Source organism: Rhodococcus ruitaii (assembly GCF_055230935.1).
The window spans coordinates 118931-142534 of sequence record NZ_JBUYWC010000017.1; the positions used below are offsets into that span (position 1 = coordinate 118931).

Genomic DNA, 23604 nt, shown 5'->3' on the forward strand with positions numbered 1-23604 from the left:
TGCCGACAATAGAACGCGTTCTAGTAAATGGTCAACGGTCGAGCGTCCAGCGGAGCCGAAACCGTGGTTTTGTGGAGTGCATGACCGACGACGTGGAGTGCACGACCGACGACGCAGCCCTGGCCACCGAGATCGCCGCGGGCGCAGGAGAACTGTTGCTGACCATCCGGGCAACCGCACAACACGAGCACTACGGACGCGAACTCGGGCGTCGTGGCGATCATGCGGCGAACGCCTTCATCCTCGAGCGACTCGCGGCCGAGCGACCCGGCGACCTGGTGCTTTCGGAGGAATCCGCCGACGATCCGGGGCGTGTCGACGCGGACCGGGTGTGGATCATCGATCCTCTCGACGGCTCGAAGGAATACGGCCGACCCGGCTACATCGATTGGGCCGTCCACGTTGCGTTGTGGCAGGCGGGGAAGGGGCTCACCGACGGGGCCGTTGCGCAACCCGCGATCGGTGCGGTCTACTCGACCGGCGATGAGCCGGTGATTGCCCACGAGCCTCTCGGGCGCCACCGGCCCTCCATCGTGATCAGCGGCAGCCGTCCGCCGGCCTTCATCGGTGAGGTCGCACGCAACGTCGGGGCCGACCTCGTGCGGATGGGGTCGGCGGGAGCAAAAGCCATGGCGGTCGTGCGCGGCGAAGCCGACGCGTACGTCCACGCCGGAGGGCAGTGGGAATGGGATTCGGCCGCGCCCGTTGCGGTCGCGCAGGCCGCAGGAATGTTCTGCGCCCGAATCGACGGCAGTCCGCTCGAATACAACCGGCCGCATCCGTACCTGCCGGATCTGGTGATCTGCCGCCCGGACTGGGCGCCCACGCTCATGGCGGCCGTATCCGATCACGCGGATACCCCCACCGACAGCGCGCGGGTGGCGATGGCACGCGCCTATATTCACTCGCTGATCAGCCACGATGCGTCACACGTGCGGCTCGCAGAGGACGCGTGGCGGGTCGAGAACGGTCAGCGCACCGGAGACAGCGGTATCGAGATCCGCGACCGCCTCGAGAACGGTGCAGAGTACCGGCCGCTTCGCCGGGTGCGCGACCTGACGTTCCACGAATGGCACCACGACGTCGTCGCCCGATTCCTGCTCGACATCGCCGCGGGGCCGGGCGAGACGACCACGGTGTCGGTGATCGAACACTTCGGCATCCCGGCGGGTGAAATCCGGTCGATCGTCGCGATCATCGAGCCCACTTCGACAAAGAGTTGAACCTTTGAGCTAGTTTCGGTGGGACGAATAGTGAGCAAAGCAATACAGATTCGGAATCAGGCGGTGTCATGACTTCTTCACTCGATATCGGCGACGGAATTCACGCGATCCCCGTTCCCGTTGCAGACCTTCCCGTCGGCGATACCCAGGTGTACGCAGTGGAATCCCCGGGCGGCGTGATACTGATCGACGCCGGATGGAACAACGACGCCTCCTGGAACGCGCTGCAGCAGGGCCTCGCGACCGCAGGGCTGGCGGTGACCGACGTCGAAGGCGTCGTGGTCACCCATTTCCACCCCGACCATGTCGGCCTGACCGCCCGACTCCGGGAAGCCTCCGGATGCTGGGTGGGTATGCACGAATCCGACTTCGAACAACTCGGCCACATGATGTCCGACCTGGGCTGGACGGACCGCGCCGTCGAACAGTGGCGTATCGCCGGGGCTCCACCCGAACAGATCGAGGAATACCTCGCCGACTCCGGGAAAGGTGAGGGCAAGCCGGAGTCTGCGCCCGACCGCACACTCACCGACGGGGAACTCATCCCGCTCGCCGGACGCACGCTCCGCACCGTGTTCACCCCCGGCCACACCCCCGGCCACGCATGTTTCTACATCGAGGAACACGAGATCCTGTTCAGCGGCGACCACGTGCTGGCCAAGACCACACCGCACGTCGGTGAATTCGACTTCCCCATCGCAGAACGCGATGCGCTCGGGGAGTTCCTCGCCTCACTCGACGCGGTCGGAAAGCTCCCTGCCAGGCGCACCCTTCCCGCGCACAGGCAACCCATCGACGACCTCGCGGGCAGAACGGCAGCGCTCATCGACCATCACGAAGAGCGACTCGACGACCTGTACGACTCACTCGGCGACGACGGGCTCACGCTGTGGGAGGCCACGTCCCGCATGAAGTGGTACCGGTCGTGGGACGAGACACCGGCCCGAGGAAAGCAGATGGCGATGTCGGAAGGGTCTGCTCATCTGCGTCACCTCATCGAGCGTGGGCGTGCCCGGCTGGTTCCCGGGAGCTACCCCGCTCGCTTCGTGCGCATCTGACGACTCGCCGAAGACGGCTATGTGGGCGGACAGGTGTGGAATGCCGACCTGTATGCCGCCGGTGTGGTGCCGATGTGCCGTGCGAAGTGGTATCGCAGCGTTTCGATCGATCCGAACCCGGCGGTCGTCGCGACGCGCTCTACGGGGAGAGCGGTCGTCTCGAGTAGCTCCCGCGCCCAGTCGAGCCGGCGGTCGAGGAGCCATTGCATCGGCGTCGTGCCGGTGTGGGTGCGGAATTGCCGTGACAGGCTGCGGGTGCTCATCGATGCCTTGGTGGCGATGTCAGTCAACGTCATCGGTGTGTCCAGGTTGTTCTGCATCCACTGCAGTGTGGGTCCGAGGTCATCGGTCTCCGCGGCGGGCGCCGGGCGCGCGATGAATTGCGCTTGTCCGCCAGCTCGCTGCGGTGGCATCACGATCTGTCGCGCCGTGGTGGCCGCCACCGCCGCACCCCGGTCGCGGCGAACCATATGCAGACACAGATCGAGCCCTGCGGCGACACCAGCTGAGGTGAGGATCGTTCCGTCGTCGATGAAAAGGACCGACGAATCCACTGTCACGGCCGGGTATCGCTCGGCGAGGAGGTCGGCGAGCATCCAGTGCGTCGTCGCTTTCCGGCCGTCCAGTAATCCCGCGGCCGCCAGCACGAATGCCCCCGTGCAAATCGAGACCACTCGTGCGCCGCGCTCCGACGCTGTCCGCAGCGTCCGCAGGACGCGCGGATCGGGGATCAGATCGGGGTCAGCGCCCGGGACGATCACCGTCTGCGCGTCGAGCGCATCGTCGAGGCCATAGCGGGAGGAGATTCGGAACGACTCGACCCCGGCGGCTGTTGCGATCACGTTCCGCTTCCGTTGGGCGCAGACCTGGACTCGGTACCCGGGTGTGAGGGAAAAGACCTGGCACGGGATTGTCAGCTCGAAACCCACAACTCCGTCAGCGGCGAGCACGGCAACAGAATGCATGGCTAGATCTTACGTAACCATGGCGATCACGCTACTGTTCACTCGGGTCGAACGTTGAGATGCTCATGGGGTAATAGACACTCCCACTGGAGGATTCGATGACTCTTCGTGTACACACGGTGCTCTACGACGGGGTGGAGGACCAGGATTTCATCGGTCCGGTCACAGCGTTCGGCACGGTCGATGGTGTACGGCACAGCTTCGTCACCGTCGACGGTGACGGTGACATCACCACGTCTGCGGGCCTCGAGGTCACCGTTCGTACCCCGTGGTCCCCGGAATCGGCCGACCTGATCGTGGTGCCTGGCGGTGGCTTCGGCGAAGGATCTCCTGTCCAGGAGCAGATCCGCCGGGGCGTGCTGCCCCGTGCATTGGCCGACGCCCGGCGTCCCGGACTGATTCTCGCGGCCACCTGCACCGGAACACTGCTGCTTTCGGCGGCAGGGATCACCACCGGACGACCGTGTACGACACATCACATCGCCGAAGACGATCTCCGGCGCCAAGGCGCGACCGTGGTCGGTGGTCGCGTGGTCGACGACGGCGACCTGGTCACTTCGGCGGGAGTTACCTCCGGTATCGACCTCGGACTGTGGCTTGTCGAACGGTTCTTCGGAGCCGAGACCGCGCTGTTCGCCGAAGAGGTCCTCGAACACGAACGCCGTGACAGCGCCTGGAGTAGACGAGACGAACATCCGACCTCCGATGGTGTCGCCTTCGTCAATGTCATCGAACTTCCCGGCGAGCGGATCGACGAATTCGTCGAACAGTGGTGTGGACGCGCCGCGCTCATGCGGACCGCGCCCGGATTCCGTGATGTCCGCCTGCACCGGGCGATACTGCCCGGCGCGCAATTCCCACTCGTCAACATCGCGCACTGGGACAGTATCGAAGCCTGCGAGGCAGCCGGTCTGAATCCCGCAGTCGTGGCCTCCGTCGGCGAGGCCCGAGAGATCGCGACCGCCCACCCTGCCTTGTATCGGGTAATCGCCGAATATCTCTGACACGCACGGACTGGGTTCGCTGCGGGCGGGCTGTGTGCATACGGGTACGAGTGCAACGTCGATCAAATAGTCTTTGACCTGCTCGAATGCAGGCCAGGTTGGTGCCCTCGGCAGGATTCGAACCTGCGACTTCTTGCTCCGGAGGCAAGCGCTCTATCCCCTGAGCTACGAGGGCAATCCGGACCCGCCGGGTGACCGGCGGTGCGGGAGTCAGCCTAGCGCATTGTCGGCGCAACGCCACATCGGCTGGTCAGAACCGGTTTGCGGACGGGGAGGAGCTGCCGTGGACCAGCTGTCAGTTCATCGGGAGCGGTTCGGCGCCGCGTTCGGCGAGCATCGACGTCATCAGCTGCGACTCGCTGGTCTGCGTGTCGACCATCTTCTGGGCCAGCCCCCGCACAACCGATTCGCTCGCGTACTGCGCGCCGTACTCCATCATCGGCAGACCACCCTCGTGATGGCGCAGCATCAGCTGCAGGAACAGCACGTCCTGCTCGACACCGGACGCGGCACGCAGGTTCGCGAGATCCTCGGACGAAGCCATCCCCGGCATCGCCGTCACCTCCCCGGACTCTGGCGTTCCCGCGGCCTCACCGTCACGGTCGTCGGAGGTGGCCCCGTGCGAATGGCCGCTGCCGTCGCTCATCCACGCCATGTACGGGCCGGACGGCAATGGAGGCTGCCCCCACATGGTGAGCCATCCCTCCATCTGCCCGATCTGATTCTGCTGGGTGGTGAGGATGTCGTAGGCGAGGTTGCGGACGTACTGGTCCTCGGAACTCGTCAGTGCGATCGCCGACATCTCGATCGCTTGGTTGTGGTGCACCGTCATGTCCTGGCAGAAGCCGACATCGACGGAACCGGCCGTCGGATCCGCCGGCCTCGAGTCCTCGAGGGGGATCCGTGCGAGGAATCCGAGCAGGAAGCCGACCGCGAGTGCGATGACTGCGGCGAGGGCCAAGATCGTTCGAGGGGTCCCGCCGCGGGGTGCGGGATCGGCTGTGTCACGCGACTGATCGGCTGTGTCACGGGACTGATCGGCTGTGTCACGGGACTGATCGTCCGAGGCGCTCATTGTCAGCTCCCGGCCGGTGCCTGCATGTCGGCGGGAATCTGCTCGGAGCCGTCGACGGTTCCACCATCCATCGGCACGGCGTCGGGGCCGGGGACGGACGCATCGAACGGAGGCGGATTCGCCGGATCGAACGAACCGGGCAGCGTCGAACAGCTGGCTCCGACCTCGGGGTACTGCCACCGGTTCAGGCGCAGCGCCTCGATGAAGTGGTCGATACGCTCGTCGTCGGCGCTGTCGAGCTTGAGCTGATGACCCCACGACTGCAACGAGATCGGTGAGTCGAGCCCGGGGTACGGCGACATCGACATGTACGTACGCCCGTCGACCTTCGCTTCGAGGGTCGCGAGTGCGGCGTCGTCGACCAGATCAGGGTTGTAGGCGATCCAGATCGCACCGTGCTCGAGCGAATGCACCATGTTCTCGTTGCGTACGGGCGTGTCGTATACCGTTCCGGTGCAGGTGGCCCAGATCGCGTCGTGCGGCCCGCCGAACGGCGGACTCTGATCGTAGGCGACCCGCTGGGTGGGGGCGACATGCTGGCCTGCCGGGTACTCGAGCGTCACGACACCGTCGATCGCGGTCGACGGATCCTGATTCTCCTCGGTCGGTACCCATGCGGACAGTTCCTGCTGGTTCTGGTATTGCGGAATGATACTGACCGCGATTACCGCGACGAGCGCGACGACAGCGACGATCCCACCGATTGTCAGCCACGGAACCTGACGCTGCTTCGGGAGGCCTTTGGCCCCGCCGCTGTTCTTCTTGGCGGCCTGGATGGCCTTCGACGATTTGGCGCCGGTGTTCTTCTTGCCGGAACTGCCGTTGCTCGGACCGCTGGGCATCGCTGGGTGCTCTTTCGACGGATGGACAGGCGAACGCGCGCACCATCGGGTACGCACACAGCGTCAACTCTACGGGCGTCGGGGGCGGGGGAGCGTCCGCGCCTTCACCCCCAGCCAATAGGATGAACACCTGTGACTCCTGCCGATCTTGCCGAATTGCTCCACGGAACCGCCGCGAGAGTGCTCGCCGACCGTGGTCTCGACGCGTCAGTACTGCCCGCAACACTCACAGTCGAGCGTCCCCGCAACCCCGAGCACGGCGACTACGCAACGAATGTCGCGATGCAGGTTGCCAAGAAGGTCGGTGTGAATCCGCGTGAGCTCGCGACCTGGCTCGCCGACGCGCTCACCGCCGCCGGCGGCATCGACTCCGCCGAAGTCGCCGGCCCAGGCTTCCTCAACATCAGGCTCGCGGCCGATGCGCAAGGCGCGATCGTCGCCGAGGTGCTCGACAAGCGCGATGCCTACGGCAACGCCGACACCCTCGCGCGCCGGAAGATCAACCTCGAATTCGTCTCAGCGAACCCGACCGGCCCCATCCACCTCGGCGGCACCCGGTGGGCGGCGGTCGGCGACGCACTCGGCCGTATCCTCACCGCACAGGGCGGCGAGGTCACCCGCGAATACTACTTCAACGACCACGGTGGGCAGATCGATCGCTTCACTCGCTCGTTGATCGCGTCCGCACTGAAACTTCCACCACCCGACGACGGCTATGCCGGCGACTACATCGTCGAGATCGCGAGTTCCGTAGTCGAGCAGCGGCCCGAAGCTCTCGCGCTGCCCGAGGATGAACGCCACGAGGTGTTCCGCTCGATCGGCGTCGAACTGATGTTCGTGCACATCAAGCGCACTCTGCACGAGTTCGGCGTCGACTTCGACGTGTACTTCCACGAGCACTCGCTGTTCGAGTCCGGTGCGGTCGAGAAGTCGGTCGAGACGCTCAAGGCATCCGGCAACCTGTACTTCGACGACGGCGCGTGGTGGCTCAAGAGCACCGACTACGGCGACGACAAGGACCGCGTCGTCATCAAGTCGGACGGTAACGCCGCCTACATCGCAGGAGACATCGCCTACTTCCAGGACAAGCGTTCACGCGGCTTCGACCTGTGCATCTACATGCTCGGTGCCGACCATCACGGCTACATCGCACGGCTGAAGGCTGCTGCCGCAGCCTTCGGTGACGATCCCGACACCGTCGAGGTCATGATCGGCCAGATGGTCAACCTCGTGCGCGACGGTCAGGCGGTGAAGATGAGCAAACGCGCCGGCACCGTGATCACCCTCGACGATCTCGTCGAGGCCATCGGCGTCGATGCCGCACGCTATGTGCTGGTGCGCTCGTCCGTGGACCAGAGCATCGACATCGATCTCGCGCTGTGGGCCTCCGCCTCGAGTGAGAACCCCGTCTACTACGTGCAGTACGCGCACGCGCGGTTGTCGTCGATCGCGCGGAACGCCGCCGATCTCGGCCTCAGCGAAGGGGACGCCGACCTCGCGCTGCTCACCCACGATCGTGAAGGTGACCTGATCCGCACCATCGGCGAATACCCGCGTGTCGTCGCGAAGGCCGCGGAACTGCGCGAGCCGCACCGCGTGGCGCGCTACCTCGAAGAGCTCGCCGGTACCTACCACCGGTTCTACGACGCGTGCCGCATCCTGCCCCTGGGCGACGAAGAACCCGGCGAGCTGCACACCGCGCGACTGGCGCTGTGCGCCGCTGCACGTCAGGTTCTCGCCAACGGACTCGGCCTTCTCGGCGTCAGCGCACCGGAGCGGATGTGAACGCGCATCCCGCGGGGCCGCGTCACGCCGAGATCCCGCACGCGCCCGGCCTGCCGCAACGACCCGGGAACGCTGCAGAACTGAACGAGCTCCACCGGCACGTGTGGCCACGCAACACCAGCCGGGGCGACGACGGGGTCGCCCGCATCGCCGGGGTCTCGGTCACCGACCTCGCCGAGACCTACGGCACACCGCTGTTCGTCGTCGACGAGGACGATTTCCGATCGCGGTGCCGCGAGATCGCCGAGGCATTCGGTCCCGAAGCGCGGGTCCACTACGCGTCCAAGGCATTCCTGTGCACCGAGATCGCCCGGTGGGTCCATCAGGAGGGACTGTGCCTCGACGTCGCATCCGGGGGCGAACTCGCCGTCGCGCTGCGCGCCGGGTTCCCTGCGCAGAAGATCGCGCTGCACGGCAACAACAAGTCCGTGGCCGAACTGCGGACCGCCGTCGAAGTCGGCGTCGGGCACATCGTGCTGGACTCGCTCGCCGAGATCGACCGGCTCGACGCCGTGGCAGGTGAACTGGACGCCGTCCAGGATGTACTCATTCGCGTCACGGTGGGTGTCGAAGCCCATACCCACGAGTTCATCTCCACCGCCCACGAGGACCAGAAATTCGGTCTCTCGCTGGCCGGCGGGCACGCCATGGACGCGGTGCGCCGAGTGTTCGCGACCGACAACCTGCGCTTGGTGGGGTTGCACAGTCACATCGGTTCGCAGATCTTCGACGTCGACGGATTCGAACTCGCTGCCCACCGTGTCATCGGCCTGCTGCGCGACATCGTCGCCGACTTCGGGGTCGACAAGACCTCGCAGCTGCACATCGTCGACCTCGGTGGTGGCCTCGGCATCTCGTACGTGCCGAGCGACGACCCGCCTCCGGTGACCGATCTCGCAGCGAAGCTCCACGACATCGTGCGCACCGAGTCCGCGCTGGTCGGACTGCCCACGCCGACTCTCGCCGTCGAACCCGGACGTGCCATTGCCGGCCCGGGTACCGTCACCCTCTACGAGGTGGGAACCATCAAGGACGTGACCGTCGGAGCCGGACAGAGCCGGCGCTACATCAGCGTCGACGGGGGGATGAGCGACAATATCCGCACATCGCTGTATCAAGCCGAGTACGAATCGCGCCTCGTGTCGCGGGTGAGCGAAGCCGAGCCTGTCGTCGCGCGGGTGGTCGGCAAGCACTGCGAGAGTGGTGACATCATCATTCGTGACGCCTGGATGCCCGCCGACGTGGGCGCGGGAGATGTGCTGGCCGTCGCGGCAACCGGTGCATACTGCTACTCGATGTCCAGCAGGTACAACATGCTGACCCGCCCCGCTGTCGTAGCGGTCAAGGACGGCGTCTCACGCATCCTGCTGCGCAGGGAAACGATCGAAGATCTGCTGAGCTTGGAGGTTACGGAGTGACCAGCACAACGGTGGAAGGTGCATCCGGGCAGCGACCCCTCGGTGTCGCGGTTCTCGGCCACGGCACCGTGGGTGCCGAGGTTGTCAGCATCATTCAAGGAGACGCACTCGACCTGCAGGAACGCATCGGTGCACCCCTCGAACTGCGGGGCGTCGCGGTGCGCGACGCGTCGTCGGATCGAGGGATTCCCGCGGACCTCCTGACGACCGATGCGGAAGCGCTCGTCCGCCGCGATGACATCGACCTCGTCGTCGAACTCATCGGGGGTATCGAACTGCCTCGCACGTTGGTGCGCGCCGCGCTCGATGCCGGTAAGTCGGTGGTCACCGCCAACAAGGCGCTCCTGGCCGCTTACACCGGTGAACTGGCCGAGGCAGCGGAGTCGCACAACGCCGACCTGTACTTCGAAGCAGCCGTCGCCGGAGCCATCCCGGTGATCCGCCCGCTGACCCAGTCGCTCGCAGGCGATCGCGTCGACCGGGTGATGGGCATCGTCAACGGCACAACGAACTACATCCTGTCCGCGATGGACGAGAGTGGCGCCGATTACGAGACGACGCTGACCGAAGCGGGTCGTCTCGGTTACGCAGAAGCAGACCCGACCGCCGATGTCGAAGGATTCGACGCAGCGGCCAAGGCGGCGATCCTTGCGTCCATCGCATTCCACACCCGCGTGACCGCATCCGACGTGTACCGCGAAGGAATGAGCGCGATCACTGCCGCCGACCTCACGTCGGCTCGTGCCCTCAACTGCACGATCAAACTGCTTGCGATCTGCGAACGAATCCCCGGTACCGATGGCCGCGACCGCGTCTCGGCCCGGGTGTATCCGGCGCTCGTGCCGCGTGAGCATCCCCTTGCGACCGTCGCCGGTGCATTCAACGCGGTTGTCGTCGAAGCGCAGGCCGCCGGTCGGCTCATGTTCTACGGCCAGGGTGCCGGCGGGGCGCCCACCGCATCGGCCGTCATGGGCGACCTCGTCATGGCAGCGCGCAACCGAGTCCAGGGTGGCCGCGGTCCGCGCGAATCGAAGTACGCCAAACTCGAGATCGCCCCGATGAGCGACATCGTCACCCGGTACTACGTCAACCTGCAGGTCGCCGACCGAGCAGGTGTGCTCTCCGCCGTCGCCGCCGAGTTCGCGACGCGGGGCGTCAGTATCTCCGCCGTGCGCCAGGAAGGCGCCGGCGACGGTGCCCGCCTGGTGGTGCTCACCCACCGAGCGACTGACCGGGCTCTGGCCGACACCGTCGCAGCGCTCGAGAACCTCGAATCCGTAACTGCTGTCACCAGCGTCCTGAGACTGGAAGGATCCGCCGAATGAGTGCGGTCGACAAGAACACCACCCCCGTGCACGCCCCGTGGCCGGGCCTGATCGAGGCGTACCGCGGTCGCCTCCCGATCGGCGACGACTGGAAGACGGTGACGTTGCGCGAGGGCGGTACGCCGCTGCTTCCGGCGGAACGGCTCTCCGACCTCACCGGGTGTGAGGTGCACATCAAGGTCGAGGGACTCAACCCCACAGGTTCGTTCAAGGACCGCGGCATGACCATGGCTGTCACCGAGGCGCTTGCGTCCGGCAAGCAGGCCGTGCTGTGCGCCTCGACCGGCAACACCTCCGCCTCTGCCGCCGCGTATGCGTCGAAGGCCGGTATCGGATGCGCAGTCCTCGTCCCACAGGGCAAGATCGCCATGGGCAAGCTCGCCCAGGCGGTCATGCACGGCGCGAAGATCGTCCAGGTCGAGGGCAACTTCGACGACTGCCTCGAGCTGGCTCGCAAGACCACGTCGGAGTTCGACACCATCGGTCTCGTCAACTCGGTCAACCCCGTGCGTATCGAAGGTCAGAAGACCGCGGCGTTCGAGATCGTCGATGCACTCGGCGACGCACCGGACGTGCACGTGCTGCCCGTCGGGAACGCAGGCAACATCACCGCGTACTGGAAGGGCTACTCCGAGTACTTCGCCGACGGGATGAGCACTCGTCGTCCCCGGATGCTGGGCGTTCAGGCGGCCGGTGCTGCCCCGCTCGTTCTCGGTCACCCGGTCAACAACCCCGAGACGATCGCCACCGCGATACGGATCGGCGCCCCGGCGTCCTGGAACGGTGCCGTTGCGGCCAAGGAAGAGTCGAACGGTGCATTCCGCGCGGCCACCGACGAGGAGATCCTCGAGGCCTACCGTCTCCTCGCGAAGACCGAGTCGATCTTCGTCGAGCCTGCGTCGGCAGCATCGATCGCCGGACTGCTCGCAGCACGCAAAGAAGGCTGGCTCGAGCCCGGCCTGAGGATCGTGTGCACTGTTACCGGCAACGGGCTCAAGGACCCCGACACCGCATTGCGTGACGTGCCCGTGGTCGAACCCATCCCGGTCGATCCCGTGGCCGTGGCATCGGCGCTCGAGCTGGCCTAGTGACCGCCTCGCCTTCCTCCGTTGGGAAACAGGACATGACGCAGACGTTGCCCGTAGGGGTTTCGGTGACAGCCCGGGTGCCGGCCTCGAGTGCCAACCTGGGGCCCGGATTCGACACGCTCGGACTGGCGCTCGGGTTGTACGACGAGATTACCGTTACCGCAACCGGTTCCGGTCTCGACGTGCGTGTCGAGGGGGAAGGTGCACAGGAGGTGCCGTGGGGTCCGTCGCATCTGGTGGTGCGCGCGGTCGAACGGGGGCTCGAGGCTGCGGGTGTGTGGGCAGATGGTCTGGATGTCGTGTGCCGTAACGTGATTCCGCACTCTCGTGGCCTGGGTTCCTCGGCGTCCGCGGCGGTAGGAGGGCTTGCCGCTGCCAACGGGCTCGTGCAGAAGGTTGCGCCCGAGCGGGTACTCGACTCCGCGCAACTCGTGCAGCTGGCGTCGGAATTCGAGGGGCATCCGGACAATGCGTCGGCGAGCGTCCTGGGCGGTGCTGTCGTGTCGTGGAGCGAGGCCGAGGTCGACTCGGAGCGTCGCGCATACAAGGCGGTGTCGCTGAGGGTGCACCCGTCGATCAAGGCCGTTGCGCTCGTTCCGTCCGTTCGGTCGTCGACCGCCCACACCCGCGGACTGTTGCCCGACCTCGTGCCGCATCGCGACGCCGCATTCAACGTCAGTCGCGCGGCGCTCGCAGTTGTGGCACTCACGGAGCGGCCCGATCTGCTGATGCAGGCAACCGAGGATCTGCTCCATCAGGCGCAGCGTGCGCCGGCGCTGCCGCTCACGACCAAGTGGCTCTCGATCCTTCGCGGCGCGGGGGTCGCCGCCACCGTGTCGGGCGCGGGTCCTACGATCCTCGCCTTGGCGACCGAGCCGATCCCCGCGGAACTCCGCGCGGCCGCGGAGGCGGACGAGCTCACCGTGCTCGACCTTGCCATCGCCGATGGGGTTCAGGTCGACTGATCGTCCACCGTTGCGATCGGGGTGGCGCATCACACACGAACCTCACGTCACACTGATTCTTGCCCTACGTGCAGAACGTCGCTATCCTGAGGGAGTCCGCACGTCGTGCGCTCGTGTCGCCGGGTTCTCCAGGGCATTCACTCCAACTCTATTGGGGCGTCCGATCCTGGGTCGATCCTCACCTGCTCCCGATCCAGGGGAACGGGACAAGACCGTACCTAACCGACATCGGTGTGGTGGCGGACGTGCCGACCGTTCGACTTCCGTGAACTCGTACGGCAAATCCCAGCTCAGTGCACGAAGCTGATCTGCGGAACGAACCCTCGACCCTGCATTGAGTGGGCGAGGGAAGGAAAGGATCTCCGTGACAGATACGGACCTGATCGCTACACCAGCTTCCGACACCGCCGCGGCTTCCGCCGGAACCCGGTCCGGTGATTCTGCACAGTCCGCGCGTGGAGCCCGTCGTGGCACCGGCCTCGCGGGCATGGTGCTCGTCGAGTTGAGGGCGCTCGCTGCCGAACTCGGCATCAAGGGCACATCGGGAATGCGTAAGGGCGATCTCATCGCTGCGATCAAGGAAAAGCAGGGTGGCGGCACCGCGAGCGGCTCCGCAACCAAGACTGAGCCCGCCCCGGCCGACGCCGCACAGGCTCCCGCAGAAAATGTGGAAGCACCGAGCCGTCCCGCGCGTACTCGCCGACCCCGCACTGCCGCGGCGCCTCAGGGCGAACCCACCCAGGCCGCAGCGCCGGTGGAGAAGCCTGCAGTGGCAGAGAAGCCTGCGGCGGCAGAGAAGCCCGCGCCGGAAGCACCGCCGTCCGAGTCGGACGACGATGCACCTCGCCGTGGGCGTCAACGTCGCGGTCGTCGCGGTGCGGATCAGCAGGATCAGAACCAGAAGGGCGAGACACAGGCATCCGGCGACTCGCAGGCGCCCGACACCGAGCGTGGTGGCGAGTCCCGTGATCGGTCGAACGACCGCGGGAAGTCCCAGGACCGCACAGAACCCGAAGGTGGACGTCAGCGCGGCGAGCGCGGCCGTGACGATCGTAACCAGGGCGACCGTAACCAGGGCGAGCGGAATCAGGGACCGCGTCAGGACAATCGCGACAACCGCGGAGACGACGACGAAGAAGGCGGCCGCGGTCGCCGGGGCCGTCGTTTCCGGGAGCGTCGTCGTGGACGCGACCGCGGTGAGTCCGGCGGCGGAGACTCGCGCGAGCCCGAGATTCGGGAGGACGACGTCCTCCAGCCGGTCGCAGGCATCCTCGACGTGCTCGACAACTACGCGTTCGTGCGCACGTCCGGCTACCTCGCCGGTCAGAGCGACGTGTACGTGTCGATGAACATGGTGCGTAAGAACGGCCTGCGCCGTGGCGACGCCATCACCGGTGCGGTGCGTGTTCCGCGCGAGGGCGAGCAAGCAAATCAGCGCCAGAAGTTCAACCCCCTGGTGCGGCTCGACACCGTCAACGGCGGTGAGGTCGACGCAGCCAAGCGCCGCCCCGAGTTCAACAAGCTCACCCCGCTGTATCCGAACCAGCGACTGCGCCTCGAGACGCAGCAGAACATCCTCACCACGCGTGTGATCGACCTGGTCATGCCGATCGGTAAGGGGCAGCGCGCGCTCATCGTGTCGCCGCCCAAGGCCGGTAAGACCACTGTGTTGCAGGACATCGCCAACGCGATCGCCGTCAACAACCCCGAGTGCTACCTCATGGTGGTCCTGGTCGACGAGCGTCCCGAAGAGGTAACCGATATGCAGCGCTCGGTGAAGGGTGAGGTCATCGCCTCGACCTTCGACCGGCCGCCGTCAGACCACACCTCGGTTGCGGAGCTCGCGATCGAACGTGCGAAGCGCCTGGTCGAGACCGGCCGCGATGTCGTGGTCCTGCTCGACTCGATCACTCGCCTGGGTCGCGCGTACAACAACAGCTCGCCCGCGTCGGGACGAATCCTCTCCGGTGGTGTCGACTCGACCGCGCTGTACCCACCGAAGCGTTTCCTCGGTGCTGCACGCAACATCGAGAACGGTGGGTCGCTCACGATCATCGCGACCGCGATGGTCGAGACGGGATCAACGGGCGACACCGTGATCTTCGAGGAGTTCAAGGGTACCGGCAACGCCGAGCTCAAGCTCGATCGTAAGATCGCCGAGCGTCGTGTGTTCCCCGCGGTGGACGTCAATCCGTCGGGTACGCGTAAGGACGAGCTCCTCATGAGCCCCGACGAATTCGCGGTAGTGCACAAGCTGCGTCGTGTGCTGTCGGGTCTGGACTCACACCAGGCGATCGATCTGCTGATCGACCGGCTCAAGAAGTCCAAGACGAACATCGAGTTCCTCATGCAGGTCGCGAAGACTGCGCCGGGGGCACTGGAAGACTGACGTGGGGGCTCGGGGAATTTTTCCCGAGCCCATACGTTTGGCATAATCGAACAGCTCAGTCCGGTTCCGGTTCACGTCTTCGAATGGCGAAGGCGACCCGGCGACCATGAAAGGGACACCATGAAGTCAGGAATCCACCCCAACTACGTGGCGACCACCGTCGTCTGCGGTTGCGGTAACACGTTCGAGACCCGCAGCACCGCTGAGTCGGGTCGCATCAACGTCGAGGTGTGCTCCAACTGCCACCCGTTCTACACGGGCAAGCAGAAGATCCTCGACACCGGCGGACGCGTCGCACGCTTCGAGGCTCGCTACGGCAAGCGCACCCCGAAGAAGGCTGCGGCCGACAGCTAGCTGCACTGCCGACGCCCGGTTCTGTCTTCGTACAGGCCGGGCGTCGGCATTTTCATTTCCGGTCGGAGGATCGGATTCGTGCAGAACGATTCGTGCAGAACACAGCATTTTCACGACAAGAGCGGAGCGAACCCATGGCGGGGCAGACAAAGCCGTCGGCCATCGACGACATCCTGGCCGAACACGCGGGCCTGGAACAGCAGCTGTCCGACCCGTCCCTGCACGACGACCCGTCGGCCGCCCGCAAGGTGGGTAAGCGGTTCGCGGAGCTTGCACCGATCATGTCGACCTATACGAAGCTGGCAGCGGCCCGCGACGACCTCGAGGCCGCCCGGGAACTCGCCGCCGACGATTCATCGTTCGCCGCCGAGGTTCCGGATCTCGAGGAACGTGTCGCCGAGCTCGACAAGACACTCACCGATCTGCTCGCTCCCCGCGATCCCCACGACGGAGACGACGTGGTGCTCGAGGTCAAGTCCGGGGAAGGTGGTGAAGAATCCGCGCTGTTCGCGGGGGATCTCGCCCGCATGTACACCCGTTTCGCCGAGCGCGCCGGGTGGCGTGTCGAAGTTCTCGGAGCCACCTATTCCGATCTCGGGGGTTTCAAGGACGTGACGCTGTCGATCAAGTCCAAGTCCGACGTGCGCGACGGCGTGTGGTCGCGACTCAAGTTCGAAGGGGGCGTCCACCGAGTCCAGCGTGTCCCGGTGACGGAATCGCAGGGCCGTGTGCACACGTCCGCTGCCGGCGTGTTCATCTACCCCGAACCCGATGAGATCGAAGAAGTCCAGATCGACGAGACGGATTTGCGCATCGACGTCTACCGCTCCTCTGGTAAAGGCGGACAGGGCGTCAACACGACCGACTCCGCGGTCCGCATCACGCACCTGCCCACCGGCATCGTCGTCACCTGCCAGAACGAGCGCTCACAGCTGCAGAACAAGGCCCGCGCGATGCAGGTGCTCGCCGCGCGCCTGCAGGCGGCGGCAGAAGAGGCCGCGGACGCCGAAGCGTCGGCCGGTCGTGCCAGCCAGGTCCGTACCGTCGACCGCTCCGAGCGGATCCGCACCTACAACTTCCCGGAGAACCGCATCACGGATCACCGGATCGGGTTCAAGGCCCACAACCTCGACGCAGTGCTCGACGGTGAGATGAATGCGCTGCTCGATGCGTTGGGCACGGCAGACCGAGAGGCCCGGCTCGCAGCCGAATAACCACGAGGACCGGGCCTCGGAAGAGAGCCTCTACTGCTCGCCCTCGTCCTCGGGGATTTCGACTTCGCCTGGTACCTGAGCGAGGTCGATCCCCGGAAGCAGGAAGCACTGCTCACCCGCCGCGTTCTCGTGCATACCCCAGATCGCGGCGAGCACTGTTCCGGCCTCCGGCTCGGTCAGCGCAGCGGGTGCACCCCACAGTTCTGGCGTCGATTCGAGCGTGGTGTTGCCGGTTTCCCCGGTGCTCACGTTGATCCACGACACGGTTCCGCCGCCGACACTGTTCTCGTTGACGACATAGAGGACCTCATCCCCCTCGACCTGGTTGTTCTCGGTGTGCGTCAACGACTGGGTCTCTGCGATTCCGGCGGGGCACAGCACCGGAATCGGTTGGATGTCGATGGGTTCAGCCGCTGCGGTGCCGGCCCCTGCGAATGCGGCCGCACCGCCCATCGCGACCACTGCCGCGGCGCGGACAGCGCGTGATGTGTTCTTGCTCATGACACTCCTTTCGGTTTCCCCAACTTCCGGGACGTTAACGACGATGTGTGACGGATGTGGCGAAGTAGACCTATCCGTGTCGTGTTCGTGACCACATGGGACCCTGTACAGGTGAGTCGTCAACCCTTGCGCCTGGCCATCATCGAAGCCGTATCGGTGCTCGAGGAAGCGGGTGTGCCGAGCCCTCGCGCGGACGCGGAGTTGCTCGCCGCGCACCTGCTGGGGATCGAACGCACTCGCCTGGGTCTGGTGCCTCTCGTCGATCCCGCGATGGTCGATGCCTATCGGGCAATGATCGCGCAGCGGGCAAAACGGATCCCTCTTCAATACATCACCGGAACCTCGTCGATGGGCGCGATCGATCTTGCTGTCGGACCGGGTGTGTTCGTTCCGCGGCCGGAAACCGAGTTGCTTCTCGGGTGGGCACTGGCGTTTCTCGAACAGTACGGTCGTCGTCACCCCGTCGTGCTCGATCTGTGCACGGGATCCGGTGCGCTCGCTCTCGCGATCGCACATGCTCGTCCGGACGCGCTGGTGCACGCAGTCGAACTCGAGCCGAAGGCACTCGCGTGGGCACGCCGCAATGCGGAGGCCAGGGCACGGGAGGGCGACACACCCATTGTCCTGCATCAGGGTGACGTGACCGACCGGAGTCTGCTCGCGTCACTCGAGGGCATCGTCGACGTGGTCGTGTCCAACCCGCCGTACATCCCCGAGGGAGCAGAGCTCGACCCGGAGGTGATCGATCACGATCCGCATTCAGCTCTCTTCGGTGGGTCTGACGGACTCTCGGTGATCAAGCCGATGATCTCCAACGTCGCCCGGTGGCTGCGGATCGGGGGAGCCGTGGCAGTCGAACACGACGACACCAACGGCGGGCAGGTGGCAGCGATGCTCTCCCAGCGTCGCGTCTTCGGTGACGTGGCCGAGCATCCGGACCTGGCGGGGAGGCCGCGTTTCGTCGTTGCGCGGAGGGTTCCGACAGAACGGGAGGCGAGTCGAGTGCAGTCGGCGCCGGCCGAGTCCGACTGAACCCGCTCGGCGGAAGGGCCGATCTTCGGGTACGCCGACGTGAGTGGAAGGATGACAGTGTGAGCACTGTGTACGACTGCAACCAGCCGGATTCGCGTTCCGTAGGCCTGAATGCCGCCCGGGGTTCGCTCAAAGCGGGTCGTCTGGTCGTTGTCCCGACGGATACGCTGTACGGCCTTGCTGCGGATGCGTTCGACAGTTCCGCGGTTGCAGCGCTGCTGCGTGCGAAGGGGCGCGGTCGCGACATGCCGGTCCCCGTCCTTGTGGGATCGTGGACGACCATCGATGGGCTCGTCACCACGGTGCGTCCGGAGGCTCGTGAACTCATTCGGGCGTTCTGGCCGGGTGCATTGAGCCTCGTGGTGCACGCTGCGCCGTCTCTTGCATGGGATCTCGGTGATACGCGCGGAACGGTCATGCTCCGGATGCCGCTGCATCCCGTGATTCTCGAACTCCTCCGCGAGGTGGGTCCGCTTGCGGTCTCGAGTGCGAACGTCTCCGGGCAACCACCCGCGACGACGGCTGCCGAGGCACGGGAGCAGCTCGGCGAGTCCGTCTCCGTGTATCTGGACGGCGGGCCGGCCGAGCACGGGGTGGCCTCGACCATTGTCGATTTGACAGGTAGCCGGCCGCGCATCATTCGCGAAGGCGCCGTAGCCGCCGAAGCCCTTGCGGAGGTGCTCGGCGACGATGCCGAGCGTCTGCGTACCGGCGGGGAGTGACGGTGGAGGACAGGAGTTCGTGACTTCAGCCGACTCAGCGGCCGTGGTGCTCGCCCAATCGGGGCAGGGCGCCGGAGTGCCGATCCGAGAGTTGCTTCTCGTTCTCCTCACTGCGGCGGTGGTGACGTTCCTCTCCACGGGGCTCATCCGCATCCTCGCAACGAAGTTCGGAGCGGTCGCGAAGCCACGCGACCGCGACGTGCATGTGACGCCGACACCCCGGATGGGTGGTGTGGGTATCTACTTCGGCCTCGTCGTCGGAATACTGTTTGCGCAGCAACTTCCTGCGCTGACAAGGGGTTTCGAGTTCACTCCCGAGATGACCGCGACGCTGGTGGCCGCGACGATCATTGTTCTCGTCGGTATCATCGACGATCGATGGGGGCTCGACGCGCTCACCAAATTCGTCGGGCAGGTCACCGCTGCCGGGGTGCTCGTCGTGATGGGTGTGAGCTGGATCGTCATCTACAACCCGTTCGACGGCTCCACTCTTGTGCTCGATCAGCTGCAGGGCGGCCTCATCACGGTCGCGGTGGCCGCGGTGATGATCAACGCGATGAACTTCGTCGACGGACTCGACGGTCTCGCGGCCGGACTGGGCCTGATCGCTGCGGTGGCGATCTGCATTTTCTCCGTAGGCCTGTTGCTCGATCAGGGCGGCGACGTCTCTGCGTATCCGCCTGCGCTGATCGCCGCTGCGCTCGCAGGGGCCTGTCTCGGGTTCCTACCCCACAATTTCCAGCCCGCCCGGATCTTCATGGGCGACTCGGGATCGATGCTGATCGGGCTGATGCTCGCGGCTGTCTCGACCAGCGCGTCCGGGCGCATACCGCTCAGTGCCTACGGGTCCCGCGACCTGCTAGGTCTGCTGTCGCCGCTGATCCTGGTGGGAGCGGTGACGTTCATCCCGATTCTCGACCTGCTGCTCGCCATCGTCCGTCGCACTCGTGCGGGTGTGAGCCCGTTCAGCCCGGACAAGATGCATCTTCATCACCGTCTGCTGCAGATCGGTCACTCCCACCGCAGGGTCGTGCTGCTGCTGTACTTGTGGGTCGGCATCCTCGCGTTCGGCGCGGTGGGGTCTTCTCTGCTCGACCGAACGGCCGTCGTGCTCCTGATGGCCGGTGGGCTGGTGTTCGCGCTCGTGGTCACGGCGGTTCCGTCGTTGCGAACTCAACCGGACAAGCCGAGGACGGCGCGCAAGCGCAAGACCTGACCACTCGCCATGGTTCACGGATCGGATACCCTGGGGCACTGTGGACTCCTCGAACCCGACCCTGCCTGAACCGGGGGTCGCCCCTGTCGACTCGACCGCAGCACTCGAGCGTGCGGTCCGATACGGTTTGCTCGGTCTGCTCGTGCTCGCCGCCGTGGGCTCGATCGTCTCGGTCGTTGCCGCCGGCCTTCCCGGACTCTGGGGTGCCCTGCTCGGCGCCGCGATCGGGGGTGGGTTCATCCTCATCACCGCGGTGACCGTCTTGGTCACCGCGAAGCTTCCGTCCACAACCGCGACCGCGGTGCTTCTCGGTGGCTGGCTTCTGAAGATGGTGGTGGCCCTGATCGTGCTCGGGTTGCTCAATCCTCTCGATTTCTACAACCGCATTGCCTTGGTCGTAGTGATGGTCTGCGCTCTGATACTGGTGCTCGGTGCGGAAACCTGGGGAATCCTGAGCAGCAGGATGCTGTACGTGGAGCCGAACGCGCAGGCTCAGAGCCCTTCGAGTTCCTCGACGGAGGATCCGCGCTCGGCGAACGACTGATGAGGCGTTCGTCGCTGCAGGCGGACCCCATCTACACGTTGTCGTAGATGTGTTGATAAGGTTCGGATCAAGCGAGACACATCACGGTGTTACCGGCCGGTTCGGTTACTCTGAATTGTGTTTCGTAGGTGGAGGCAAGGCTTCCGCCGAGTCGACGAGAGTCGCCGACGCCGACAGTGAGTCCCCTCGGGTGCCAGCTGACGAATCCGCGAGTCGATCTCGTTGGACAGATTGATCGTCACGATCCGATCGAACCGCCATTGTCCGATCGAACCGCGGGTCTTCGCTGCCTGCGGACCGACTACGGGAGAGACCGCTGAGCGTCACAATTCTGGCCGAGGGGTATACACCGCCGACTCTCGCCGACTTCAACCCACCTGCCATTCTCTTCGGCGGCACTCCGTTCGAGATCGACCGACTGGTGATGCTCCGCCTCATCATGGTTGCCGTCCTGCTGGCATTCTTCGTACTCGCCTTGCGGAACCCGAGGTTCGTGCCGCGCGGTGTGCAGAACGTCGCGGAGTTCGCCATCGATTTCGTGCGCATCCACATTGCCGAAGAGATCCTCGGGAAGGCCCAAGGCAAGCGATTCCTGCCGGTCATCGCCACGATCTTCTTCACAGTCCTGGCGACCAACTTCTCGGCGATCCTGCCGTTCATGAACATCTCGTCCAACGGACGAATCGCCATGCCCATGGTGCTGGCGTTGTTCGCGTGGGTGACGTTCCTTTACGTCGGTATCAAGAAGTACGGGTTCCTCAAGTACTTCAAGAGCAGCATCATTGTGCCCAACGTGCCGCCGGCCTTGCACGTCCTACTCATCCCGATCGAGTTCATCTCGACGTTCATATTGCGTCCGTTCACGTTGATGGTCCGTCTCATGGCCAACATGTTGGCCGGACACATCCTGCTGGTGCTGTTCTTCGGTTCTGCCTGGTACTTCTTCTTCGAGGCAGGGAACTTCACCGCTGTCTTCGGTGTTGCCTCGGTTGCAGCGGCCATCGGCTTCACCTTCTTCGAACTGCTGGTCATCTTCCTGCAGGCCTACGTCTTCGCGCTGCTCACCGCCGTGTACATCGATACGTCACTGCACGCAGACTCGCACTAGGCACGACAATTCGACCGGCCGGGCCATCCCGGCTGTACCGAGAACTGAGCCTCGCACCGTCCTCTGGGCGAGGCCAACAGAAAGGGAAAAAATCACCATGAGCGTCGCGTACTTGGCTCAGGAAGCCCTCGAGACCACCACAACCGTGAGCGGCTACGGCGCCATCGGTTTCGGCCTCGCCGCGATCGGCCCCGGTATCGGCATCGGTATCCTCGTGGGCAAGGCGATGGAGAGCATGGTCCGTCAGCCTGAAATGGCCGGACAGGTCCGTACCACGATGTTCCTCGGTATCGCATTCACCGAGGCCCTCGCGCTGATCGGCCTTGTCGCCGGCTTCATTTTCTAAGACATCGACATGGCAGCAGCAACTATCGAACTCCTCGCAGCCGACGAGCAGAATCCGCTCATCCCTGCGGTATACGACATTGTTTGGTCGATCGTCGCCCTGGCTGTCGTCGCGTTCGTCTTCTGGAAGTTCATCCTCCCCATGGCGCAGCGGGTTCTCGACGAGCGCACGGAGAAGATCGAGGGTGGCCTGGCCCGCGCGGAAGCCGTGCAGAGCGAGGCCCGCGAAGCCCTCGATCAGTACCGTGCACAGCTCGCCGAGGCGCGTACCGAGGCAGCGAAGATCCGCGAGGAAGCACGCACACAGGGCCAGCAGATCATCGCCGATATGAAGATTCAGGCACAGGAGGAGAGCGACCGTATCGTCGCTACCGGTCACAACCAGCTGCAGGCCCAGCGCCAGCAGATCGTGGCCGAGCTCCGGAGCGATCTCGGTCGCAGCTCGGTGGATCTCGCCGAGAAGATCATCGGTGAGGCTCTCGCCGACGATGTCAAGCGTGCCGGCTCGATCGATCGGTTCCTCAACGAACTCGACTCCCTCAGCGCTGACTCTGCATCCGGAAAGTGAGCACAATGTACGCAGCAAGCCGTGAGGCACTCGCTCATACGCGATCCGCACTGCAGTCCGTTTTGGGCTCGGGTGCCGAGACTGCCGCTGCGGCTCAGGCCGGCTCGGAACTGCTCACGGTGGTCGAGGCGCTCGACAGCCAGCGAACCCTTCGCGGTGCGCTGGCCGACGCCTCGGCTCCCGTGGCGATTCGCGAGACGTTGGCCGAGCAGGTCTTCGGGAGCAAGGTTTCGACCCCAGCTCTCGCGACCGTGAAAGCCGCGGTGGGCCAGGACTGGTCGGCGCAATCCGACCTGACCAACTCGCTCGTACAGCTCGGTCGTGAGGCCCTGCTCAAGGCCGCAGCGAACCAGGGGCAGCTCGACACCGTCGAGGACGAACTCTTCCGGCTCGGTCGCATCGTTGCGGGCAACGGCGAACTCGAGCAGGTGCTCTCCGACCGGAGCACGCCGGTGGAGGCCAAGCGCGAGCTCCTTTCGAGACTGCTCCACGGCAAGTCGACGGCAATCACCTCGACCCTCGCGGTACATGCGGTGGGTCGCCTGAAAGCGTCCCCGGCCGACACGTTCGACGAGTTGTCGGCACTTGCCGCTACGCAGCGCGACCGGGCTGTGGCCCATGTGCGCAGCGCGGCCGCTCTCAACGAAGAGCAGTCGAGTCGGCTTGCCGCGACGCTGACGCGCGTCTACGGGAAGCCTGTGACGGTACACGTCGAGGTCGATCCCGAGCTTCTCAGTGGATTGGTCGTCCGGGTGGGCGACGAGGTCATCGACGGTACGGCGGCGGGGCGACTCGCAGCAGTGCGCAAGAGCCTCACGTAGTCCACTTCCGAACACACACATAGATCTTTTCGAAGACCAAGA

General features: G+C 65.4%; 23 protein-coding genes and 1 tRNA gene. 19 read left to right on the top strand and 5 right to left on the bottom strand.

Annotated features, from left to right (window positions below; translation table 11 throughout):
• Nucleotides 1-80: 80 nt before the first annotated feature.
• Together ACZI8W_RS21305 and ACZI8W_RS21310 are read left to right on the top strand one after the other, a co-directional pair.
• On the top strand, nucleotides 81-1223 hold the full coding sequence (locus tag ACZI8W_RS21305) for a 3'(2'),5'-bisphosphate nucleotidase CysQ (protein ID WP_463370501.1): 1143 nt from the start codon (nucleotides 81-83) through the stop codon (nucleotides 1221-1223).
• Between the two features lie 68 nt (nucleotides 1224-1291).
• Nucleotides 1292-2281, top strand: coding sequence for an MBL fold metallo-hydrolase (locus ACZI8W_RS21310; protein ID WP_463370502.1), 990 nt, complete (start codon nucleotides 1292-1294; stop codon nucleotides 2279-2281).
• A 17-nt stretch (nucleotides 2282-2298) separates the two neighbouring features.
• On the opposite strand, the gene ACZI8W_RS21315 is transcribed toward ACZI8W_RS21310, so the two are convergent.
• On the bottom strand, nucleotides 2299-3246 hold the full coding sequence (locus ACZI8W_RS21315) for a GlxA family transcriptional regulator (protein WP_463370503.1): 948 nt from the start codon (nucleotides 3244-3246) through the stop codon (nucleotides 2299-2301).
• Between the two features lie 98 nt (nucleotides 3247-3344).
• On the opposite strand from ACZI8W_RS21315, the gene ACZI8W_RS21320 reads away from it, so the two are divergent.
• Nucleotides 3345-4250, top strand: coding sequence for a DJ-1/PfpI family protein (locus ACZI8W_RS21320; protein ID WP_463370504.1), 906 nt, complete (start codon nucleotides 3345-3347; stop codon nucleotides 4248-4250).
• Nucleotides 4251-4349: 99 nt separating this feature from the next.
• Here the strand turns inward: ACZI8W_RS21320 and ACZI8W_RS21325 are convergent.
• The 3 genes from ACZI8W_RS21325 to ACZI8W_RS21335 form a co-directional block, all read right to left on the bottom strand.
• Nucleotides 4350-4425, bottom strand: a tRNA-Arg gene (locus ACZI8W_RS21325).
• A gap of 120 nt (nucleotides 4426-4545) precedes the next feature.
• Nucleotides 4546-5325, bottom strand: coding sequence for a DUF305 domain-containing protein (locus tag ACZI8W_RS21330; RefSeq protein WP_463370505.1), 780 nt, complete (start codon nucleotides 5323-5325; stop codon nucleotides 4546-4548).
• A gap of 2 nt (nucleotides 5326-5327) precedes the next feature.
• Entirely contained in the window at nucleotides 5328-6167 is an 840-nt protein-coding gene (locus ACZI8W_RS21335; protein WP_463370506.1) for a thioredoxin-like domain-containing protein, read from the bottom strand.
• 132 nt (nucleotides 6168-6299) lie between these two features.
• Between ACZI8W_RS21335 and argS the strand changes: the two genes are divergently transcribed.
• From argS to prfA, 8 genes are all read left to right on the top strand, one after another.
• Nucleotides 6300-7952, top strand: a complete 1653-nt coding sequence (gene argS, locus ACZI8W_RS21340) for an arginine--tRNA ligase (RefSeq protein ID WP_463370507.1) — start codon at nucleotides 6300-6302, stop codon at nucleotides 7950-7952.
• Nucleotides 7949-9370 carry a diaminopimelate decarboxylase gene (lysA, locus tag ACZI8W_RS21345; RefSeq protein WP_463370508.1) on the top strand — a complete coding sequence of 474 codons (1422 nt, stop codon included), beginning with the start codon at nucleotides 7949-7951 and terminating at the stop codon, nucleotides 9368-9370. The genes argS and lysA overlap by 4 nt, the downstream gene beginning before the upstream one ends.
• On the top strand, nucleotides 9367-10695 hold the full coding sequence (locus tag ACZI8W_RS21350) for a homoserine dehydrogenase (protein WP_463370509.1): 1329 nt from the start codon (nucleotides 9367-9369) through the stop codon (nucleotides 10693-10695). The genes lysA and ACZI8W_RS21350 overlap by 4 nt, the downstream gene beginning before the upstream one ends.
• Complete coding sequence (thrC, locus tag ACZI8W_RS21355; protein WP_463370510.1) at nucleotides 10692-11783, top strand: threonine synthase; 1092 nt, start codon at nucleotides 10692-10694, stop codon at nucleotides 11781-11783. Before ACZI8W_RS21350 ends, thrC begins: the two co-directional genes overlap by 4 nt.
• A gap of 35 nt (nucleotides 11784-11818) precedes the next feature.
• Nucleotides 11819-12748: a homoserine kinase gene (thrB, locus tag ACZI8W_RS21360; protein ID WP_463370511.1), complete on the top strand. Its 930-nt coding sequence runs from the start codon at nucleotides 11819-11821 to the stop codon at nucleotides 12746-12748.
• Between the two features lie 364 nt (nucleotides 12749-13112).
• Nucleotides 13113-15137 (top strand): transcription termination factor Rho, encoded by a 2025-nt coding sequence (gene rho, locus ACZI8W_RS21365; RefSeq protein WP_463370512.1) that lies wholly within the window; start codon nucleotides 13113-13115, stop codon nucleotides 15135-15137.
• 120 nt (nucleotides 15138-15257) lie between these two features.
• Nucleotides 15258-15491 carry a 50S ribosomal protein L31 gene (gene rpmE / locus ACZI8W_RS21370; RefSeq protein WP_463370513.1) on the top strand — a complete coding sequence of 78 codons (234 nt, stop codon included), beginning with the start codon at nucleotides 15258-15260 and terminating at the stop codon, nucleotides 15489-15491.
• A gap of 134 nt (nucleotides 15492-15625) precedes the next feature.
• On the top strand, nucleotides 15626-16705 hold the full coding sequence (gene prfA / locus ACZI8W_RS21375) for a peptide chain release factor 1 (protein WP_463370514.1): 1080 nt from the start codon (nucleotides 15626-15628) through the stop codon (nucleotides 16703-16705).
• Nucleotides 16706-16735: 30 nt separating this feature from the next.
• Here the strand turns inward: prfA and ACZI8W_RS21380 are convergent, their stop codons facing one another.
• Nucleotides 16736-17206 (bottom strand): hypothetical protein, encoded by a 471-nt coding sequence (locus ACZI8W_RS21380; RefSeq protein ID WP_463370515.1) that lies wholly within the window; start codon nucleotides 17204-17206, stop codon nucleotides 16736-16738.
• A gap of 111 nt (nucleotides 17207-17317) precedes the next feature.
• Between ACZI8W_RS21380 and prmC the strand changes: the two genes are divergently transcribed.
• The 8 genes from prmC to ACZI8W_RS21420 all read left to right on the top strand — a co-directional run bounded on the left by prmC (nucleotide 17318) and on the right by ACZI8W_RS21420 (nucleotide 23562).
• A complete protein-coding gene (gene prmC / locus ACZI8W_RS21385) occupies nucleotides 17318-18238 on the top strand; it encodes a peptide chain release factor N(5)-glutamine methyltransferase (protein ID WP_463370516.1) in 921 nt (306 codons plus the stop codon).
• 59 nt (nucleotides 18239-18297) lie between these two features.
• On the top strand, nucleotides 18298-18960 hold the full coding sequence (locus tag ACZI8W_RS21390) for an L-threonylcarbamoyladenylate synthase (protein WP_463370517.1): 663 nt from the start codon (nucleotides 18298-18300) through the stop codon (nucleotides 18958-18960).
• 19 nt (nucleotides 18961-18979) lie between these two features.
• Nucleotides 18980-20176, top strand: coding sequence for an MraY family glycosyltransferase (locus tag ACZI8W_RS21395; protein WP_463370518.1), 1197 nt, complete (start codon nucleotides 18980-18982; stop codon nucleotides 20174-20176).
• 40 nt (nucleotides 20177-20216) lie between these two features.
• On the top strand, nucleotides 20217-20720 hold the full coding sequence (locus ACZI8W_RS21400) for a Cg1360 family ATP-synthase-associated protein (protein WP_463370519.1): 504 nt from the start codon (nucleotides 20217-20219) through the stop codon (nucleotides 20718-20720).
• Nucleotides 20721-21144: 424 nt separating this feature from the next.
• The gene (atpB, locus tag ACZI8W_RS21405; protein ID WP_463370520.1) at nucleotides 21145-21828 is read left to right on the top strand and encodes a F0F1 ATP synthase subunit A; all 684 of its coding nucleotides are present in this window, start codon (nucleotides 21145-21147) and stop codon (nucleotides 21826-21828) included.
• 97 nt (nucleotides 21829-21925) lie between these two features.
• Nucleotides 21926-22174: an ATP synthase F0 subunit C gene (locus ACZI8W_RS21410; RefSeq protein ID WP_463370521.1), complete on the top strand. Its 249-nt coding sequence runs from the start codon at nucleotides 21926-21928 to the stop codon at nucleotides 22172-22174.
• A gap of 9 nt (nucleotides 22175-22183) precedes the next feature.
• Nucleotides 22184-22741 (top strand): F0F1 ATP synthase subunit B, encoded by a 558-nt coding sequence (locus ACZI8W_RS21415; protein WP_463370522.1) that lies wholly within the window; start codon nucleotides 22184-22186, stop codon nucleotides 22739-22741.
• 5 nt (nucleotides 22742-22746) lie between these two features.
• Nucleotides 22747-23562 carry a F0F1 ATP synthase subunit delta gene (locus tag ACZI8W_RS21420; protein ID WP_463370523.1) on the top strand — a complete coding sequence of 272 codons (816 nt, stop codon included), beginning with the start codon at nucleotides 22747-22749 and terminating at the stop codon, nucleotides 23560-23562.
• Nucleotides 23563-23604: the final 42 nt, after the last annotated feature.

Coding starts and splice junctions, on each gene's coding strand:
- ACZI8W_RS21305 (WP_463370501.1), top strand. CDS start 81: ATGACCGACGACGTGGAGTGCACGACCGACGACGCAGCCCTGGCCACC.
- ACZI8W_RS21310 (WP_463370502.1), top strand. CDS start 1,292: ATGACTTCTTCACTCGATATCGGCGACGGAATTCACGCGATCCCCGTT.
- ACZI8W_RS21315 (WP_463370503.1), bottom strand. CDS start 3,246: ATGCATTCTGTTGCCGTGCTCGCCGCTGACGGAGTTGTGGGTTTCGAG.
- ACZI8W_RS21320 (WP_463370504.1), top strand. CDS start 3,345: ATGACTCTTCGTGTACACACGGTGCTCTACGACGGGGTGGAGGACCAG.
- ACZI8W_RS21330 (WP_463370505.1), bottom strand. CDS start 5,325: ATGAGCGCCTCGGACGATCAGTCCCGTGACACAGCCGATCAGTCCCGT.
- ACZI8W_RS21335 (WP_463370506.1), bottom strand. CDS start 6,167: ATGCCCAGCGGTCCGAGCAACGGCAGTTCCGGCAAGAAGAACACCGGC.
- thrC (WP_463370510.1), top strand. CDS start 10,692: ATGAGTGCGGTCGACAAGAACACCACCCCCGTGCACGCCCCGTGGCCG.
- thrB (WP_463370511.1), top strand. CDS start 11,819: ATGACGCAGACGTTGCCCGTAGGGGTTTCGGTGACAGCCCGGGTGCCG.
- rpmE (WP_463370513.1), top strand. CDS start 15,258: ATGAAGTCAGGAATCCACCCCAACTACGTGGCGACCACCGTCGTCTGC.
- prfA (WP_463370514.1), top strand. CDS start 15,626: ATGGCGGGGCAGACAAAGCCGTCGGCCATCGACGACATCCTGGCCGAA.
- ACZI8W_RS21380 (WP_463370515.1), bottom strand. CDS start 17,206: ATGAGCAAGAACACATCACGCGCTGTCCGCGCCGCGGCAGTGGTCGCG.
- atpB (WP_463370520.1), top strand. CDS start 21,145: ATGCTCCGCCTCATCATGGTTGCCGTCCTGCTGGCATTCTTCGTACTC.
- ACZI8W_RS21410 (WP_463370521.1), top strand. CDS start 21,926: ATGAGCGTCGCGTACTTGGCTCAGGAAGCCCTCGAGACCACCACAACC.
- ACZI8W_RS21415 (WP_463370522.1), top strand. CDS start 22,184: ATGGCAGCAGCAACTATCGAACTCCTCGCAGCCGACGAGCAGAATCCG.
- ACZI8W_RS21420 (WP_463370523.1), top strand. CDS start 22,747: ATGTACGCAGCAAGCCGTGAGGCACTCGCTCATACGCGATCCGCACTG.